General features: G+C 61.4%; 14 protein-coding genes. 10 read left to right on the top strand and 4 right to left on the bottom strand.

What is annotated here, in order from left to right; all coding sequences use genetic code 11:
• The first annotated feature begins 139 nt into the window (after positions 1-139).
• The 10 genes from GIW79_RS18065 (at position 140) to GIW79_RS18020 (ending at position 14,897) form a co-directional block, all read left to right on the top strand.
• Positions 140-829: a fimbrial biogenesis chaperone gene (locus GIW79_RS18065; RefSeq protein ID WP_442968611.1), complete on the top strand. Its 690-nt coding sequence runs from the start codon at positions 140-142 to the stop codon at positions 827-829.
• Positions 830-852: 23 nt separating this feature from the next.
• On the top strand, positions 853-1,836 hold the full coding sequence (locus tag GIW79_RS18060; protein WP_014719100.1) for a fimbrial protein: 984 nt from the start codon (positions 853-855) through the stop codon (positions 1,834-1,836).
• A gap of 57 nt (positions 1,837-1,893) precedes the next feature.
• Complete coding sequence (locus tag GIW79_RS18055; RefSeq protein WP_057975004.1) at positions 1,894-4,692, top strand: ATP-binding protein; 2,799 nt, start codon at positions 1,894-1,896, stop codon at positions 4,690-4,692.
• Positions 4,679-5,872, top strand: a complete 1,194-nt coding sequence (locus tag GIW79_RS18050) for an EAL domain-containing response regulator (RefSeq protein WP_003192443.1) — start codon at positions 4,679-4,681, stop codon at positions 5,870-5,872. Before GIW79_RS18055 ends, GIW79_RS18050 begins: the two co-directional genes overlap by 14 nt.
• 70 nt (positions 5,873-5,942) lie before the next feature.
• Positions 5,943-9,116 (top strand): hybrid sensor histidine kinase/response regulator, encoded by a 3,174-nt coding sequence (locus GIW79_RS18045; protein WP_236453401.1) that lies wholly within the window; start codon positions 5,943-5,945, stop codon positions 9,114-9,116.
• Positions 9,117-9,139: 23 nt separating this feature from the next.
• Positions 9,140-9,787 carry a response regulator gene (locus GIW79_RS18040; protein WP_054898360.1) on the top strand — a complete coding sequence of 216 codons (648 nt, stop codon included), beginning with the start codon at positions 9,140-9,142 and terminating at the stop codon, positions 9,785-9,787.
• Between the two features lie 199 nt (positions 9,788-9,986).
• The gene (locus tag GIW79_RS18035; protein ID WP_014719104.1) at positions 9,987-10,589 is read left to right on the top strand and encodes a fimbrial protein; all 603 of its coding nucleotides are present in this window, start codon (positions 9,987-9,989) and stop codon (positions 10,587-10,589) included.
• A 75-nt stretch (positions 10,590-10,664) separates the two neighbouring features.
• Entirely contained in the window at positions 10,665-11,405 is a 741-nt protein-coding gene (locus GIW79_RS18030) for a fimbrial biogenesis chaperone (RefSeq protein ID WP_014719105.1), read from the top strand.
• Positions 11,406-11,490: 85 nt separating this feature from the next.
• Positions 11,491-14,001 carry a fimbria/pilus outer membrane usher protein gene (locus GIW79_RS18025; protein WP_236453399.1) on the top strand — a complete coding sequence of 837 codons (2,511 nt, stop codon included), beginning with the start codon at positions 11,491-11,493 and terminating at the stop codon, positions 13,999-14,001.
• 59 nt (positions 14,002-14,060) lie between these two features.
• Entirely contained in the window at positions 14,061-14,897 is an 837-nt protein-coding gene (locus GIW79_RS18020) for a 5'-nucleotidase, lipoprotein e(P4) family (protein WP_181125088.1), read from the top strand.
• Between the two features lie 171 nt (positions 14,898-15,068).
• On the opposite strand, the gene GIW79_RS18015 is transcribed toward GIW79_RS18020, so the two are convergent.
• From GIW79_RS18015 to GIW79_RS18000, 4 genes are all read right to left on the bottom strand, one after another.
• Positions 15,069-15,491 carry a RidA family protein gene (locus tag GIW79_RS18015; RefSeq protein WP_032896335.1) on the bottom strand — a complete coding sequence of 141 codons (423 nt, stop codon included), beginning with the start codon at positions 15,489-15,491 and terminating at the stop codon, positions 15,069-15,071.
• Positions 15,492-15,502: 11 nt separating this feature from the next.
• The gene (locus GIW79_RS18010; protein ID WP_236453397.1) at positions 15,503-17,086 is read right to left on the bottom strand and encodes a flavin monoamine oxidase family protein; all 1,584 of its coding nucleotides are present in this window, start codon (positions 17,084-17,086) and stop codon (positions 15,503-15,505) included.
• 10 nt (positions 17,087-17,096) lie between these two features.
• A complete protein-coding gene (locus GIW79_RS18005; protein ID WP_054917520.1) occupies positions 17,097-18,020 on the bottom strand; it encodes an ABC transporter substrate-binding protein in 924 nt (307 codons plus the stop codon).
• A gap of 18 nt (positions 18,021-18,038) precedes the next feature.
• On the bottom strand, positions 18,039-18,477 hold a 439-nt coding region (locus GIW79_RS18000; RefSeq protein ID WP_236477397.1), incomplete at its 5' end, for an amino acid ABC transporter ATP-binding protein.

Here is an 18,477-nt window from a genome sequence, read left to right as displayed (position 1 = left end):
TCAGGGGTGAACCCTGACTTTAAGGCGATTCTGAAACGGCAATCAGGGGCACACCGTACTTTTAAGAATCGCCTCAAAGCCTTCGTGCCACTCGCTACCTACCATGGTCTGCGTTCCCTCACCCGACCATGGAATTGCCGTGTTCATGTTTCTACTCAGAGTGGTGCTACTGGCCTGCGGGCTGCTGGTGCTTGCACCCCCGCCTGCCAATGCGGCGCTGAAGATCGAAGGCACCCGCCTGATCTATTTCGGCCAGGACAAGGCCGCCGGTATCAGTGTGGTCAACCAGGCCTCGCGGGAAGTGGTGGTGCAAACCTGGATCACCAGCGAGGACGAATCAGCCGACCGTACCGTGCCCTTTGCCGCCACCGAGCCATTGGTACAACTGGGCGCCGGGGAGCATCACAAGCTGCGCATACTGTATGCCGGTGAGGGCTTGCCCAGCGATCGTGAATCGCTGTTCTGGCTCAATATCATGGAAATCCCGCTCAAGGTCGAAGACCCCAACAGCGTGCAATTCGCGATCCGCCAGCGGCTCAAGCTGTTCTATCGCCCTCCCGCACTCCTGGGCGGCTCGGCCGAGGCGGTGCAGCAGTTGGTATGGAGCAGCGACGGGCGCACGGTGACGGCCAACAACCCCAGCGCCTTCCACCTATCGCTGGTCAACCTGCGAACCGACAGCCAGACACTCAGCGATTACCTGCTGCTCAAGCCTCATGAACGCAAAACCCTGACCGCGCTCGACGCTGTGCCCAAGGGCACCACTCTCCACTTCACCGAAATCACCGATATCGGTTTGCAAGCCCGTCACAGCACGGCGCTCAACTGATAAATCACGGGGTATTTGAACCGATGTCACTGACCAAACGCTGTTTACCGCTTCTGGTGTTGGCCTGCGCGGTCTTGCCCGCCACCAGCCACGCACTGGCCTGCCGCGAGGACGGCACCAACTCGATCATCACCCAGGAAGCGCTGGGTACGGCGCTGGCGGTCGCCGCCGACGCACCTAACGGCACTATCATTTGGGAATCAGGCCCGCGCTCGACCAATGTCATCTGCAAGGACGACTACCTCCACGGCCGTGAGGAAGTGTATTTCTACGTCAACCCCGCCAGCGTGAGTATCGGCACCGGGATTCGCGTGGGCATTCGCTACAACAACCAACCGATTACCCAAAGCAGCGGCAAGGTCGGTACCGGTTTCTTCTCCGACCGAGGCTGCAATTTGTCCAACTGCGTGGGCTGGGACAAGGCGCGCTTCACCCTCAATTTCAGCGTGTTCATCGAGAAGTACGACCCCACGCCACCGAGCGGCCAGGCCAGCACGCTGACCTCTTACCGCGTGTTCCAACTGGACGGCGTGCGCGGGCTCAACTCACGCCCCAACAGCAACTTCAATTATGTGGTCACTGGCATGAACGATATCCGCTTCGTGCCTTGCACTCCCGAACTGACCATCAGCCCCAGCGTGGTCAACTTCCCCACACCTTCGCGCAAAGCCTCGATCGGTGAAGTCGCCAGCAGCGCAAACTTCAGCCTGAACCTGCGCAAGGGTTGCGACACGCCCTATACCGTCAGCGCACGCTTCGCCACCACGCCGGGCGGCGGCAGTGTGAACAATGGCCTGCTGGTGCCGGACAACAACAGCTCAGTCGGCATCTCGCTATCTCGCGCCGAGAGCCAGCAGCAACTGCCCTTCAATAACTGGTTCACGCTGCAGGAACTGATGGGCCTGGGCCAGAGCCACGATGAATTCCGGGCCGACCTCAAGTGGCGCACCCTACCGATTCCAGGAGCGTTCGATGCTGCCGTGGTGGTGGATATGTACTACAAGTAGGTGATTTTTAAGGATCGTCTTATGCCACCGGCAAAGGCCCAGACGTAAAGTCCGCCGATGCGATTGAAAAGTTATCTGCTCCAGATCAACCCCGTCCTCTCCCGACCCGAAGCAGCCAGAAGGCTGCTTCGTATTTTTGCGAGCGTGCTGCTGGTAGGCATCCTCAGCGGGGTCTATACCTTTTTGCTGTCGACCTTCAACAACGACATCTCCCAGCGCCGCGGCTACATGAGCAGCGCCATTGCCGAAGCCCATACCTTTTTCACCAACCGCCAAGCCCTGCTCGAAAGCCTGAGCCTGTCGGCAGTGCGCAAGCAGTCCAGGGTCTATCCATCCTCGGCCGAAGAACAGCACCTGGAATTGGGCGACACATCGGGCAACCAGTGGAGCATCTGGCTGACCGCACGCATGCGCGACTACCTGAAGGCCAAACAGCTGAACCTACTCTATGTCAACGCCGGCCCCAACCCGCAAGTGATGCGCCTTTACGACGCCACCGCGCAGGTATTGCCGATTTCCAAATGCATGCTCAACCGCCTCAAGGCCCTGCAGCACACCGACCCGGCCACACTTAACGAACTTTGGCTGAGCGACAGGACTGAACAGCACTCGCACCTGTACATCTTCATCCGCCTGGACGAACGCGACCCCGACTCCGGCTGGCTCGGCCTGGAGATGGATAGCCGTGAAGTCTCCTCGACACTCAGCGACCAGAGCGCCGGCGAGTTCATGATGCTCAATTCCCAGGGCATGCTGGTGTTCACCAACAGCACCGATACACAGTTGAGCCAGCAACAGCTGAGGCCCGGCGAAGACAGTTTTTTCGGTTTTGTCGGCAACGGCTGGCTACCCGACCACCTGGTGATTCGCAAACACCTGAAGTCCTCTGAGTGGCAGTTGATGTACTCCATCGACCTGCGTGCAGTGGTCACTGGCCTGTGGAAACAGCTGCTCGGTTCGTTGTTGCTCTGCCTGTTCAGCCTGACGCTGATCGGGCTGGTGATGCGCCGCGTCGACCAGCGTTTTATCATTCCGTCGATCCATCGCATCCAGGCGCTGATCGAAAGCGAAGCCTTCGGCCGCGATGTGATCCAGACCGCTCCTGTGGCCCTCTGCGTGCTGCGCCGCACCGACGGCCAGGTGGTACTGGAAAACGCCCTGGCCCAGCAATGGCTGGGTAACGGGCCGGAGCGCGAGGCGCTGCGCGCCGGCTGGATCGAGCAAGCCTTTGCCAACGGACCTTCCGAGCGCAGTGACTACTTTGAAACCATCGATGGCCGTCACCTGTACCTGAGCAGTGCACCCACCCGCTACAAAGGCGAAGACGTGCTGTTTTGCGCCTTCAGTGACATCAGTGCGCGCAAGCAGGTCGAGGCGGCGCTGGAAGAGGCGCGGCAATCGGCGGACGCAGCCAACGCGGCAAAAACCCTGTTCCTGGCGACCATGAGCCATGAAATCCGTACACCGCTGTATGGCGTGCTCGGCACCCTGGAACTACTGGCGCGCACGCAACTGGATGCACAACAAAAGGACTACTTGCAGGCGATCGAAGGCTCATCGTCGACCTTGCTGCAACTGATCTGCGATGTGCTGGACGTATCGAAGATCGAGGCCGGGCAGTTGGCACTGGAGATGGGCGAGTTCTCTGCGCTGGACCTTGTGCATGAAATCATCCAGGGCTACGCCGCAGCGGCCCACGCCAAGGGCCTGCAGTTGTATGCCTGCTTTGATCCCAAGCTGCCGGAACGTCTGATCGGCGACGTAACGCGCATCCGCCAGATTCTCAATAACCTGCTCAACAACGCGGTGAAATTTACCGACTATGGGCGCGTGGTGCTGCGGGTCAAAGTGCTGGGCCGCGACGGAGAACGCTCCAGTCTGTTGTGGCAAGTCTCGGACACCGGCAAAGGTATCGCCCAGGAAGACCAGGCGATGATCTTCGAGCCGTTTTACCAGAGTGAGGGCAATACCAATGTGGTCGCCGGCACCGGCCTGGGCCTGCCTATCTGCCAGCGTCTGACGGAGTTGATGAACGGCAATATCCGCATGGTCAGCGAACTCGGCCTGGGCAGCAGTTTCAGCCTGATCCTGCCGTTGGAAGAAGCATCTGTTCCACCGATGACACCGTTGCTGGCCGAGACCATTTACGTAGCCTCGCCGATCCCGGAACTGGCAAACGCCATCGCCGGCTGGTTGCGCCGTTGGGGCGCGAGGGCCCAGGCCGGCTTGCCGACGCTGGCGGACACACATCTGCTGTTGCAAGTGCACCCCGGCAGTGTCGACCCGTTGCTGGTGCCCGAGTGGCCCGGGCCGGTGATTCACGTGAGCAGCAACGCCTGCCCCGGCGTAGAAGCCGACGCCGGCGCCTGGCACGTCAACCTCAACCACCTGGGGGCTATTCATCAGGCCGTGAGCCAGGCGCAAGGGCTATGGGTGGCCCGTGCCGATGAGCAAACGCACCGGCGGGATCTGAACAAACTCAACCTGCACCTGCTGGTGGCCGAGGACAACATCATCAACCAGCTGATTTTGCGTGATCAACTGGAAGAACTCGGCTGCACCGTGGAGCTGGCGGCCGACGGTCAGCAAGCGTTGCAGCTCCACACCGCCGGCAACTTCGACGTGGTGTTGACGGATGTGAACATGCCCCATATCAACGGCTATGAACTGGCGCGTGAACTGCGGCGCCAGGGCTGCACGTTGCCGATTATCGGGGCCACCGCCAACGCCATGCGCGGCGAGGCCGACCTGTGCCTGGCCGCCGGCATGAACCATTGCCTGGTCAAACCCTTTGCGTTGCGGGCTCTATTCAACTCCCTGGCGCCTTATGCACGGATCACCCATGAAGCCCCTTAGTATTCTGATTGTCGAGGACCATCCCCTGCAGCATATCTACCTGCAGAACTTGCTCAGCGAGTTGGGAGACTTCCTGCTCGAAACCGCCGAGGATGGCAAAGAAGCGCTGGAGCGCCTGCGCCAGCGGGACTTCGACCTGGTACTGACCGACCTGCTGATGCCCGGCATGGACGGCGTGCAGTTTATCCAGTGCCTGGCCAGCCTGCGCTGCAAGCCGGCGCTGGCAATCATGAGTGCGGCGTCGAGGCGCATGCTGATGGCGGCCAGCCTGGTGGCGAAAAACCTCGATGTGGAAGTGCTTGGCCTGATTTCCAAGCCCGTGAACGCCGAGGCCTTGCGCACCCTGGTCAACCAACTCAGGAACAGGGTGCGCACGCCTACCCCCGAACTGCCCGAGCACATGGACATCGACCGTCACACGCTGGTGCAGGCCATGAGCAGCGGCCAGTTCCAGGCCTGGTTCCAGCCGAAAAAATCCCTGGCCAACGGCCGTATCGTCGCTGCCGAAGCCCTGGTGCGCTGGATGCACCCCGAACAAGGCGTGATGCTGCCTGCCGCGTTCCTGCCGGCAATCAAGGCGTTCGAACTGGAGGAGCGGCTGTTGTGGCTGGTGCTCAAGCAAGCGATCCACGCCCAGGAACACTGGCGCCAGCGCGGCTATGAAATTCCAGTGTCGATCAACCTGCCGACCCACTTGCTCAACAGCCATGACCTGGCAGACCGTTTGCTGGAGTTCGTGCTGCACCACGATGGTATCCCGGGAATGATCTGCTTCGAGTTGATGGAATGTTCGGTGCCGCAGGACATCAGCAATTTCTACGCCGGCGCCTGCCGATTGCGGATCAAGGGGTTCGGTTTGTCCCAGGATGATTTCGGCAAGGGCTACAGCTCCTACCTCAATCTGGTGTCCACGCCATTTACCGAACTGAAGATCGACCAGGCGCTGGTGCAGGGCAGCCACGACAACGAAGGCATCGCCCAGGCATTGGCGAGCATTATCGCGCTGGGCCGCAAGTTGGGTCTGACGGTGGTTGCCGAGGGCGTGGAGACCCCGCAGCAATTGGCGCTGCTGCGCAAAATCGACTGCAATCAGGTGCAGGGGTTCCTGATCTCTCACGCAGTGTCTTCGGACCAATTTCAGCAGCTACTGAACAATGATGGCCCCGCGACATCTCACTAGCTGGCGGCCACGATCATAAGGAGTAAGCTCCATCCAGTGCCGATTTATCCTGCGCCTGCGGAAACCCCTGATGAAGCACAATAACGCGATTCTCGAAGCCTTTACCCGCAGCTCATTGCGCCTGAACAAAGGCTTGATGGTGTTGATGGGAATCGCGTTGCTGCTGATGCTGACCAATTACTGGTCTCTGCACCGGGGCGTCGAAATTCGCTACAGCGCGATGCGCTTTCACTTTGCGCGGCTGATGGAAAACCTCGCAGAACAGCAAACCTACCTCAAGAGCCTGACACACCCCGGCATCCAGGCCGAACTGCTGCACGCCACCAACGTGCAGGTCAGCCTCAAAAGCCGCATGGTCGACAACCGTCGCACGCTGTACGAGGGCCAGAAGTATTCGTTTTCGGTGCCCTTCAGCGTCAAGTTCGATGAACAGCAGATCAGCACCGCCGCGAGGCCGCCGATTTTTGCCCTGGGTGCGCACTTGACCAGCTACTACAGCGCCTTCTGGTCCTCCTCGCCGTACGAGGCGCCGCAAACCTTCCTGCTCAATCGCCAGGCCGACTACGCCATCACCATTCCGTCCGTGGGCTATCAGCACCGGGAAAGCCCCGAGGATACCGACAACCCGGTGGCCCGGGTCAACGCCGTGCAGCAAATCCTTGCACAGGCGCCGCAGCCACTGGAGCAGAATCGGGTGTATTGGCAGGCCGGCCCCGAACCCGAACATTTGCTGGCCTACATCGGCCTGCCACTCGACGCCCAGGGCCAGGCCGTGATCGGCACCCTGCTCGACGTGTCGCAGGTCGACGATGTACAGCGCGCGCTGAATCACTCGGCGTTTGATCGCTTTACCCTGATTGGCCCTGACGGTAACCGGTTGATTGGGCCAGCCAACCAGGCGCAGCTCAGCGATGGTGTGCATTTCACGGCCGACGGCTTTGAATTCAAGGTCACCGAGGCCGGCGACCAGCCCTGGAGCGCGGTCTATGGCCTGAACTACTCGCACTTCTTTCACTCCGCATTGTGGCCGTTGAGCACCATGGCGTTGGTGCTGTTCAGCCTGATTACACTGGGTTGGGCTGGCAGCCGATGGTATCGACGCCAGGTGATCACCCCAGCACAACTGGCCCACGAACGCATCGCCGAAAGCGTGGCGTTCAGCCGCGTGATCATCGACACCGCACCCACTGGGTTATGCGTTGTGCGACGCAGCGATGGCAGGGTATTGATCGAGAACCAGCGCGCCCAGCAATGGCCGGGCACCTCACGCCTGGTGGAGGCAATGGCCGGTAAGCAAGATGGCGCCGAGAGCGGTGAGACGCACTTGGAGATCGAAGGCCGGCACCTGCAGATCGGCTTTGTGTCGACCCGCTATCAGGCTCAAGACGTACGCCTGTATGCATTCAACGATATCACCCGGCACATCGAAGACGCCCAGGCACTGGAAGAGGCACGTCATGCCGCCGATGCGGCCAGCGAGGCCAAGACGCTGTTCCTGGCAACCATGAGCCATGAGATCCGCACGCCGCTTTATGGCGTGCTCGGCACCCTCGAATTGCTCGGCCTGACCGACCTCGACCCGCACCAGAAAACGTACCTGCACACCATTCAGCGTTCGTCCGCCACACTGTTCCAACTGATCAGTGATGTGTTGGATGTCTCGAAGATCGAGTCCGGGCAAATGGCGATAGAAGCCGTGGATTTCTGCCCGCTGGACATGCTCGAAGATACCTTGCACACCTACGCCGCCTTCGCCCGGCGCAAGGGGTTGCAGCTTTACAGTTGCATCGACCCGCAGTTGCCGAACTGCCTGATGGGCGACCCGATGCGCATCCGCCAGGTCCTCAATAACCTGGTGAGCAACGCCATCAAGTTCACCGACTTTGGGTGCGTGGTGATTCGTGCCAGGGTGGTGGGCAGCGACGCCAATAATGTCGACCTGGAATGGCAAGTCACCGATTCCGGCGTTGGCATTGCCGAGGCGCAGCAGGCCAAGCTCTTCGATCTGTTCTACCAGGCACCGGACACCGCCAGCGAAGGCGGCACCGGGCTTGGCCTGCCGATTTGCCGGTGGCTGGCGCAGATGATGGACGGCGAAATCCGCGTGGTCAGCGAGCCCGGGCTGGGCAGCAGCTTTACCCTGAAAATGCGCTTGCCACTGTGTTGTGGTGCACTGACCAACCTGCCGCTGATCGAGCCCAGCTCGACGCCGGTGTATGTGCAGGCACCGGTACGCGAACTGGCGCAGGCAATGAGTGACTGGCTCAACCGCTTGGGAATCACCGCCGCCCTGGCCGCGACCACCCAGGACAAAGACAGTCACCACGCGGTACTGGTAGAACTGTTACCCGGCGATCCCCCTAAGCCATGGCCCGGCCAACGTGTGCTCTGCCTGCCCGGTGCAAACAGCCCGCCGCTGCACACAGCCCAAGGCTGGGTGGTGGATATGCACGACATACGCACCATCGCCGCCACCGTATCACTGGCGCAGCACGGCAGGCACGAGCAACCCACAGCGACCCGGCCACAAAGCGCCGGGCGGCTAGAGCTGCGCATCCTGGTGGCCGAGGACAACCCGGTCAACCAGGCGATTATCAAGGAACAGCTGGAGGCGCTCGGTTGCTCGGTGAGCCTGGCCGCCAACGGTGAACAGGCGTTGCAGTTATGGCAACCGAAGGCCTTCGACCTGGTGCTGACCGACGTGAACATGCCGTTGATGAATGGCTATGAACTGGCCAGAACCTTGCGTGAGCATGATCCACACTTGCCGATTATCGGCGTGACCGCCAATGCAATGCGCGAGGAAGGCGTACGTTGCCTGGCAGTGGGCATGAACGCCTGGATCGTCAAGCCCTTGAGCCTGCAAACCCTGCGCGATCAGTTGATCAAACTGTGCAAAGTCAAGTCGCCGGTTGAGCCTGACGCCCAAGTATTCGACGATCGCGTGCAACTGTCGGACAAGATGCGCCCGCTGTTCATCAGCAGCGTGCAGCAGGATATGCAGCGCATCGGCGCGGCCCTGGTCCAGCGTGATGCTCATGGCCTCGGCCAATTGCTGCACTCGATCGCCGGCGCTCTGGGCGCAGTGCAGGCGCTCAGCCTGGCCCAGGCCTGCATCGAACTGGAAAGCGCACTTAACCGCGGCAGCCTCGACACAACGCTTGAGCTCAAGGTGAAGACTGTGATGCAGCGTCTGTCGGCCGTTCTGGAGACTCTCCAGCTCGGGCACTCTTCACTCACTTGAACTGGCACTACGGACGGCCCTTTATGAAAAAATTCAACGTGGTAATCGCGGACGATCACCCGATCGTGTTGCTTGGCGTTCGCGAACTGGTAGAGCGTGACATGCGCTTTCAAGTCGTCGGCGAGGCCGTGTGTTCGGCCGGCCTGATCGAGCTGTTGCAGCATCAAGGCGCTGACATCGTGATTACCGACTACAACATGCCGGGCGACTCGCCTTATGGCGATGGCCTGAAGCTGGTGGAGTACCTCAAACGGCACTTCCCGCAGGTACAGATCCTCATCCTGACCATGATCTCCAATCACCTGATTCTCACCCGCCTGCAAGAGCTGGGCGTGGTCGGCATCATCCAGAAAAGCCAGTTGCATACCGAGATTCAACTGGCACTCAAGGCGATCGCCCAAGACAGCGACTATCGCAGCCTGGAGCCGCCAAAGACCTCGGTGATAGAGACCCTCACGGCAATTGACGAGCGCTTTACAAGTTTGTCACCCAAAGAGTTCGAGATCCTGCGCCTGTTTATTTCCGGCATGAGCGTGAGTGACATTGCGCGCCGCCAGAATCGAAGTTCAAAGACCATCAGCGCACAAAAAGTATCGGCCATGCGCAAACTTGAAGTGAGCAGCGACCAGGACCTTCTTGCTTATTGCCTGGAACGTAACATCTTCAACTAACGCATAACTTGCAAGCCATTTCTGGACAATGGCTTCGCCATTTGTTTTCTGGCTCTTCACTGCTGCAACCGTGCAAATAACCTGCCCGCCCCAGCGCTTATAAGAATCGTCTTATTCGCTCCTACCGCCTCGTCGCCTACTCTTTGCTCGCAGTTCAACAACAGCACTTTTTTTCCAACTAAACCTTACGGACATCATCATGAAGAAGTTTTCCCTGGCTGTTATCGCCTCGGCTATTATCGCGGCCTCCGGCAGTGCATTCGCCGAAGGTGAAGCAGCAGCGCCAACCCTGGGCGGCAGCGGCAAAATCACCTTCACCGGCGTGATCAACAACGACGCGTGCTCGGTGGACGGCGCCAACTCCGACCGCACCATTTCGGTGGACATGGGCAACGTTTCGATCAAGGACATGGGCACCGCGGAAAACCCAACCGCAGGTCGTGTGACCGCCAAAGACTTCAACCTGAACGTCAACTGCAACCAGGGCACCAAGGTCGCCATGATCTTTGACGCCAACAACGGCGGTTCCGGCCTGGTCACCGGCAAAAAAGTACTGGCCCTGAACCCGGGTTCGGCCACTGCACAAAACGTCGGTATTGCCCTGCTGGACAGCAAGGGCAGTCTGATTGACCTCAGCTCGCCAAGCACCGCACGCATTGAAAGCACCATGCACGGTGCAGGTACTGAAGGCGGCGACGCCACCCTGAGCTTCGCGGCCGCCTACGTCACTACCGCAGCGGCGGGTTCGTCGACCGCCGGTCGCGGTGACGCCACCCTGCCGTTCATCCTGCAATACGAATAATTCGGCGCCCCGGGCACCGAACGCGCGAGGCCTTGCGGCCTCGCCATTGTCTTCTGATTACACCGGATAACCCTCATGCCGCCTCGTTCTATCGCCGCATGTCTGGGGCTGCTGGGCTTGCTCATGGCTACCCAGGCCGCCGCCAGCATTTCATTGAATGCCACCCGTATCGTGTTTGACGGTGACCACAAGGAAGCCAACATCACCGTGCGTAACGGTAACCAGGATGTATTGATTCAATCCTGGGTCGACATGAACGACGCCAGCGCCAGCCGTGCACCGTTTGCCGTCACCCCGCCACTGGCCCGGGTATTCGCCAAGGAACAACAACTGCTGCGCATTCTGTATGAGGGCACCGGCATGCCCACGGACCGCGAGTCGGTGGTGTGGCTCAATGTGCAGGAAATCCCCCAAGCCAGCGAATCCGAGAACACCTTGCAGTTGGCCATCCGCCAACGCATCAAGATTTTTTACCGCCCTGCCGGTCTTACCGGCAGCGCGCTGCAAGCCCCTGCACAGCTTGAATGGACGCTGGCCAAACACGGCAGCCAAACCCTGTTGCAGGTGAAAAACCCGACGCTGTACCACGTGTCCATGGCCGACATCAAAGTGCAGGCGGTAGTGGCCAGCGACTCCACCATGATTGCGCCCGGCGAACAAAAACAGTTTGCGCTCAGTGCTCCAGTTGCCAGCGGGCCGGTGCGGTTGTCGTTTTCCAGCATCAATGATTACGGCGCGCAGAATCACTACAGCGCGCCACTGTCTAGCGGCACTGCGCTACCGGCGTATGCGACTGAATCGCGACTTAACCCCTAAGCACTTTCGCTAACTCACAAGCTCACTTCGCGTGCGTGTTTGCGTGCCCGACTGTCCGTCAATCAGGGATGTCATAGGTCTTCGCATGTCTTTTCTTTCCAGCAACAGGCCCGCACGTGGCGTATTGAAGTTGAAGACGCTGTCGCTGGCGATTGCTGCCAGCTTGCCCAGTCTGACCATGGCCGATGATGCTGCGCAAACCTTCAACACCACCTTCCTGCAAGGCTCGCAGTCGCCGGTGGACTTGCAGCAATTGCTCTCGGCCAACAGCGTGCTGCCGGGCAATTACCGCGTCGACCTGTACAGCAACGAAATGCTGGTGGGCCGACGCGATATCGATTTCAAGCGCAACCCGAAAAACGGTCGTGTAGAAGCCTGCCTGACCCTCAACCTGCTCAAGCAACTGGGTATCGACCTGCACCGTTTGCAGGCCGAGGGCAAACTTGACCCGCAGCAGCCGCAGGACTGCTACGCCCTTGCCGACATGATCGAAGACGCCAGCGTGCGCTACGACAGCAGCCGTCTACGCCTGCTCGCAAGTATCCCGCAGGTGGCGATGCAGCGTGGCTTGCGCGGGTATGTCGACCCACAGTTGTGGGACGACGGTGTGCCCGCCGCTTTCATCAACTACCAGCTCAACAGCAGCCGCACCGCCGGCGACTATAAAACCCGCATTGCCAATAACCTGGGCCTGCGCAACGGCATCAACCTGGGGGCCTGGCGCCTGCGCAACGAGTCGAACCTGAGCGGCGGCACCGATCGCTCGAACACCTTCACCAGCAACCGCACTTACTTGCAGCATGACGTCACCGCGATCAAGGGCCAGTTCAGCGCCGGTGAGATTTTCTCCGACACTGACCTGTTCGACAGCGTGCGCTATCGCGGGGTCAAGCTCGCCTCTGATGATGGCATGCGCGCCGACAGCGAACGCGGCTATGCACCCGTAATCCGTGGGGTGGCGCAGACCAACGCGACGGTGGAAATCCGCCAGAACGACTACATCCTCTACACCGCCAACGTCGCGCCAGGCCCGTTTGAGATCAACGATATCTACCCCAGCGGCTCCAACGGTGACCTGCAAATCACCGTGATTGAAGCCGACGGCACGCGCCGGGTGACGATGCAGGCGTTCTCCAGCCTGCCGATCATGGTGCGCGAAGGCCAGGTGAAATACAGCGTCTCGGCGGGCACGTTCAAAAGCAATGCCGATGGCCTGGCCTCCCCGCGCTTTCTCAGCGGTACGCTGGCCTACGGCTTGACCAGCAACCTCAGTGGGATTGTCGGTGTGCAAGCCAGTGAGGACTACAGCGCGCTGTCGATCGGTGCCGGGCGGAACACCTCGTTCGGTGCGTTCTCCCTGGATACCACCCATTCGTCCAGCAAGGCCCAGGGGCGAACCTCCCAGGGCAGCAGCGTACGCGCCTTGTACGCCAAGACCTTTGCCGGCACCGATACCAACTTCACCCTGGCCGCCTATCGCTACTCCACCGAGGGCTATCGCACCCTCACCGACCATGTGGAAGACAGCAGCGAAGACCTGCGCGTACGCACCGGCCACTCGAAAACCCGCACCGACCTGACCATCAACCAGAGCATCGGACGCAACAGCGAATTCGGCAGCCTGTATGTGAACGCCAGCGACCAACGCTACTGGAATCGGGGCGGCTCCCAGAGCTTTTCCGCGGGCTACACCGGCAACTGGGGCGACCTGAGCTACAACCTTGGCGTGACGCGCACCAAGCAGATCGTCACCTGGGGCGAGCCGAGCAGCGACACGCAGGTGAACCTGTCGGTGTCTTTCCCGCTGGGCAGCCAGGCCCGCGCGCCACGGGCGTTTGTCACCACCAGCCACCAACGTGGCGATACCACCACCCAAGCGGGCATCAATGGCTACGTGGCCGATACCAGCGACACTTTCTATTCGGTGCAGGCCGGCCACAGTGACACCAGCGGCGACTCAGGCTCGGTGAACGTCAACAGTCGCACCGCCGTGGCAGATGTCAGCCTCGGTTACAGCCAGGGCCAGGGCTACAACTCACAGAACTTCAACCTCGCAGGCTCGGTGGTGGCTCATGCGGGTGGCGTCAACCTGGGGCAGACGGTCAGCGAGACCTTCGCCCTGGCCGAAGTACCAGGCGTCTCTGGTGCCAAGATCAGCAGCTACAGCGGGGTGGAGACCGGGTACAACGGCTATGCCGTGGTGCCCACTGCGCAACCCTACCGGGTCAACTGGATCAGCCTGGACACCCGCGATCTGGGAGGCGACGTGGAAATCACCAACGCCACCCAGCAACTGGTGCCGCGCCGTGGCGCCATCGTGGTGGCGCATTACAGTGGCACTAGCGGGCGTCGCGTATTGTTTGAGTTGTTTGATGCCCAGCATCAACCGCTGTCGTTTGGTGCATCACTGGAAGACGCCAATGGCAAGCAGTTGGCGATTGCCGATCCGAATGGCAATGCCTTGGCACTGGTGGAAGAGGATCAGGGCACGCTGATCATCAAGTGGGGTGAGCAGCATTGTCGTGCCACCTATGCGTTACCACCGCAGAACAAGGCGCTGAACTATGAGCGCCAGTCACTGGTGTGCACGCCTTGATTGTGCGGGTAATTGCGCTACTGTGCTGACCACGCGCCTACCCTCTGCGAGACTTGCTCATGCGTAACTTGTTATTCGCCAGTGTCTGCCTGTTGACCACCGCTCTGGCAGGCTGCCAGCAAACACCCCCGGCCAACGACCAACTCGATGCAGTGCTCTGGACCCAGACGTCCATCGAACACGAGCTGATCTACCGCCAGCTCTTCGCCAACGCCACCCGCCAACTGGATGTCGCCCTGGCCGACCCGAGCTGGGACGCCCTGCCCTTTGCCCCACGCAACCTGGCCGGCTTGCCCCCGGCCGTGGTGGTGGACATCGACGAAACGCTGTTGGACAACGTGCCCCTCAACGCTCGCGACATCATCAACAATCAGGTCTATTCCTACGATCGCTGGAATACCTGGGTCGAGCAGGCCAAGGCCCAGGCGCTGCCAGGTTCCGTGGCGTTCCTGCAAGCGGCCAGACAAAAAGGTGTCAAGGTGTACTACCTCACCAACCGCGAACACAGCCAGGTCGCGGCCACCGCCAAAAACCTGCGTTTGCGCGGCTTTCCGATTGAGAGCGACGCACAGATCCTGGCGGCCAGCACCCCCACCGGCCACTGCGAAAGCGCGGGCTACGGCAAGCAGTGCCGCCGCCAGTGGGTCGCCAGCCATGCCCGCGTGCTGTTGATGGCTGGTGACTCGCTGGGAGATTTCGTGCAAGCCGAACACAACACCCTGGATGCACAACGCAAGGCCGTCGAACCCTATGTGAATTGGCTAGGCCAGCGTTGGTTCCTGCTGCCCAACCCGAGCTACGGCAACTGGTATAGCGCGCCGTATGGGGATGATGAGAGCTTGCCGTTTGCGCAAAAACGCAGGCTCAAGCAGCAGGCATTGCTGTTGCAGGAGTAGGTGGAACCTCTGCCATGATGATCGTTCCCACGATCTGCATGGGAATACATTCTGTGACGCTCCGCGTCACCTTGTGCAGTGCGTGGCGCTTGCGAGGCGATGGGACGCGGAGCGTCCGGGGCGGCATTCCCACGCAGAGCGTGGGAACGATCCACACAGTGACGGGTGTGATCACACCGCCCTGGCCGCAATCGCCTCCACCTCCACCAACGCCCCCGGCAACGGCAACGCCACTACTTGCAACGCGGTGCGCGCCGGTTTGTTTGGCTGTTCGGGCGTGCCAAAGAACTGGGTATAGCCGCGCTGCAACCCGGCAAAATCCAGCTTGCCATCGGTCTCTTCGGCGCCGACCAGAAACACCCGTAACTGCACGATGTCGCCCAGGTCCAGGTCGTGTTGGCGCAGGATCTGGCGCAGTTTGTTGAACACTGAAACGCTCTGCACTTCGGTGTCGCCATATACCCCAGGCACCTTCGGGTCGGCGGGGTCCGGCAGCGTGCCGCTGACAAACACCAGGCTGGCCGAGGCCGGCACGGTGACGGTTTGCGAGATGGGGAATTCGCCGACGCTGGTGCGTTGGATGCTGTCGCTCATGGTGAGGCTCCTCAGAATGCGGCCAACGCCGCGAGTTGGTGTTGTTGGGTGATGCGCTCGGCCAGTTGCGCGACCACATGGCGCGCCGAGTTGGCTGCCGATTCCTGCCAGATACCCACGCCGCTCTGCACCAGGCCGTCGCCGGCGAAGTACACCCGGCCATGGGGCTGTTCAAGCAGGGCGTGGGCCTCGGCGGGGAAGTGTTCGCGTTGCAACCACGGGCCTTCGCTGTAGGGGATCTGCTCCCAGGACACCGCCAGAGGACTGCGCAAGTGCCTGGAGTAACCTGGATGCAACAGCTCCACGGCTTGCCGGGAAGCGGCGTACTGCTGATCGAGGGGCTGGCCGCCAAACACGTCGGCACCCTCGCCGGTCACGTAACCGGCCACCAGCACGCCTTCGCGGGTGTTGAGGTCGTTGCTGGGGTACCACAGCAGGCGCGCCGGGTGCTCGATCCACGACAAGCCGCCGTAGGTACGGTAGTCGGTCTCCCAAAAGCGCGGGGATTGCCAGGCCACCTTGGTCGCCTGGTCGCTGCGGGTGATGAGCAGGGCCGCCTTGACCGGCGCGCTGAAGTCCGTGTCGAGCTTGGCCAGCAGGGGCAGCGGCAAGGTGGAGACCAGAAAGTCGGCACGCACCACCTGTTCACGGCCACTGTGCTGGTCGTGGTAAGTCACCGCCACGCCGTCCTCCAGCTGGCGGATCTGCCGCACCTGGGCGCCCAGTTGCACCTGCTCCTGCACGCGTCGGTAGAAGGCCTCGGTGATGCGGTCCATGCCGCCCACTGGCTGGAACATGGTGGCCGAAAATTCCGGGAACTCGGTGTGCAGTAAAGCCCCCCAGAGTTCCGGGTGCAGCAACCGCTCTAACGTCAACGGCCTGCGGCGGTCGGGCAAGGCGCCAGGGTGGGCGGCAGATTCAAGGTGCCCGGAGCGCAGGGTGCCTTCAAAAGCCAGCTCTTGGGACAGGTCACCGTACACCTGCAAAAAACCGAGCAGGCGTGTGCGCTCTTCGCCACTTAATACATCATCGAGAGCGTCGCGTTGCACCGCCTTGGCCAGCAACCCCGACAGATGCCCGCGGGTATCGTTGAGCGCCTGGCCGACACTGAACGCCGCTTGGCTGAGGTCCGGCCGCACCTGGGCGCCATGGCTGCTGTTGACCAGCACTTCCAACGGCACGCCAAGCTCACTGCAATATTCGAGGATTGTGCGATGCTGGCTGGGGATGCGCGCCGGCCCGGCGTTGAAATACTGGCCTGGGTCAAACCTCACCGTCTGCGAGCGACCGTCCTTATAGTCCACGCGGTCGCCGTTACGCAGGGTCCAGGTGCGGCCACCCACGCGCTCGCGGGCCTCCAGCACCTGCACACTGAAGCCGGCGCGCGTCAACTCCAGCGCAGTGACCAGCCCAGCAATTCCGGCGCCCAGCACCAGAACCCGAGTGCCCTGCCCCAGGTCGTCCTTGAGTTTCAGCGGTTGCGGTCGGCGGTGTGACGATGGGCCCAGGCCCAACACCGCCAATGCGTCCTTGACCGCCTTCTCACCGCCGACTGCGGCAATACTCGATAGCGCTTCACGTCGTGTCAGTCCCATGTCGATGCTCCTAGTCCGGCAGGCCCGGTGGGTTGATCAGCGACTTGTCGACGCGCTCGACATCCAGGCCCCAACGTTGGAGCACCTGCTCGTATTGGCCGCCGGCAATCGCACCCTGCAGTGCCGTGTGGATCGGCTGCACCAGGCCGTTGTCCTTGCGCGTGGTCACCGCGATATCCGCCTGCAACGGCCAGCCACCATTGACGGTGCCGACACGCTTGATGCCGCCGGTGATCGCTGCCGAATAGGCATACACCGAGTTCGGCCCGAACAGTGCGTCGCTGCGCCCAGACTGCACCGCCAGTTGTGCGGCGGCCTGGTCGTCGAAGTACTGCAACAACGCAGGTTTGAGGCCGGCTTTCTCATTGGCCTCGTTCCACGCCAGCAGGACTTTTTCCTGGTTGGTGCCGGAGCCGACGATGATCTTCAGCCCGGCAATATCCGCCGCCTGCTTGATCTCACTGATCTTGCTGGTGCTCTTGACGTAAAACCCGAGCACGTCCTGGCGGTAGGTGGCGAAGTCGAAACGCTTTTTGCGTGCCTCGGTCACGGTGACGTTGCTGATCACCGCGTCGTATTTGCCCGAGCTGACGCCCAGGGGCCAGTCTTCCCAACTGGTCTGCACTACGTTGAGTTGCAGGCCAAGGCTGTCGGCTACCAATTGGGCGGTGTCGGCCTCGCTGCCGATGGTGGTCTTGTCGTCACTGGCCAGCAGCGCCAGCGGTGGCCCGGCTACGCCTGACACGGCCACGGTGAACTTGCCCGGCTGGGCGAACTTGAAGCCGGGCGGGATCTGCGCGATGGCCGCTTCATTGCGTGGCGCATGGATGCGCGGGCGATCGGGGCTGAGGTCGACCTGTTGCACGGCAAATGCGCTGTGGGCAGCGGCCCCGGCAATTGCCAGCAGGACGACACGGGCAGTGGTGATAAACATGGGCAGTCACTCCTTGAACTAAAGCACTTTGCCGAGAAAGGCCTGGGTGCGGGGATGTCGGGGTTGGCGCAGGATCTGTTCGGGCGGGCCTTCTTCGATCAGTTGGCCGTCGCAGAGGAACACCACGTGGTCGGCCACTTCGCGGGCAAAGCCGATCTCATGGGTGACGATCACCAGGGTCACGCCCAGTTGGGTCAGGCCCTTGATCACGTCCAGTACCTCGCCCACCAGTTCCGGGTCGAGGGCCGAGGTGGGCTCGTCGAACAGCAGCACTTTGGGGTCGAGCGCCAAGGCCCGGGCGATGGCGACGCGTTGCTGTTGGCCGCCGGAGAGCTGGCGCGGGTAGGCGTCGGCCTTGTCCGCCAGGCCGACCTTGGCGAGTAATTCATCGGCCTTGTCACGGGCCTGCAGCCGGCTCCAGCGCTTGTGCGCCAGGGGCGCTTCGGCGATGTTTTCC

It is taken from the genome of Pseudomonas sp. PA-7-1E (assembly GCF_021605325.1).
GTDB lineage: Bacteria > Pseudomonadota > Gammaproteobacteria > Pseudomonadales > Pseudomonadaceae > Aquipseudomonas > Aquipseudomonas fluorescens_BV.
Note: the sequence above shows the minus strand (reverse complement) of the source record. Positions and strands in the feature narration are given on the sequence as shown.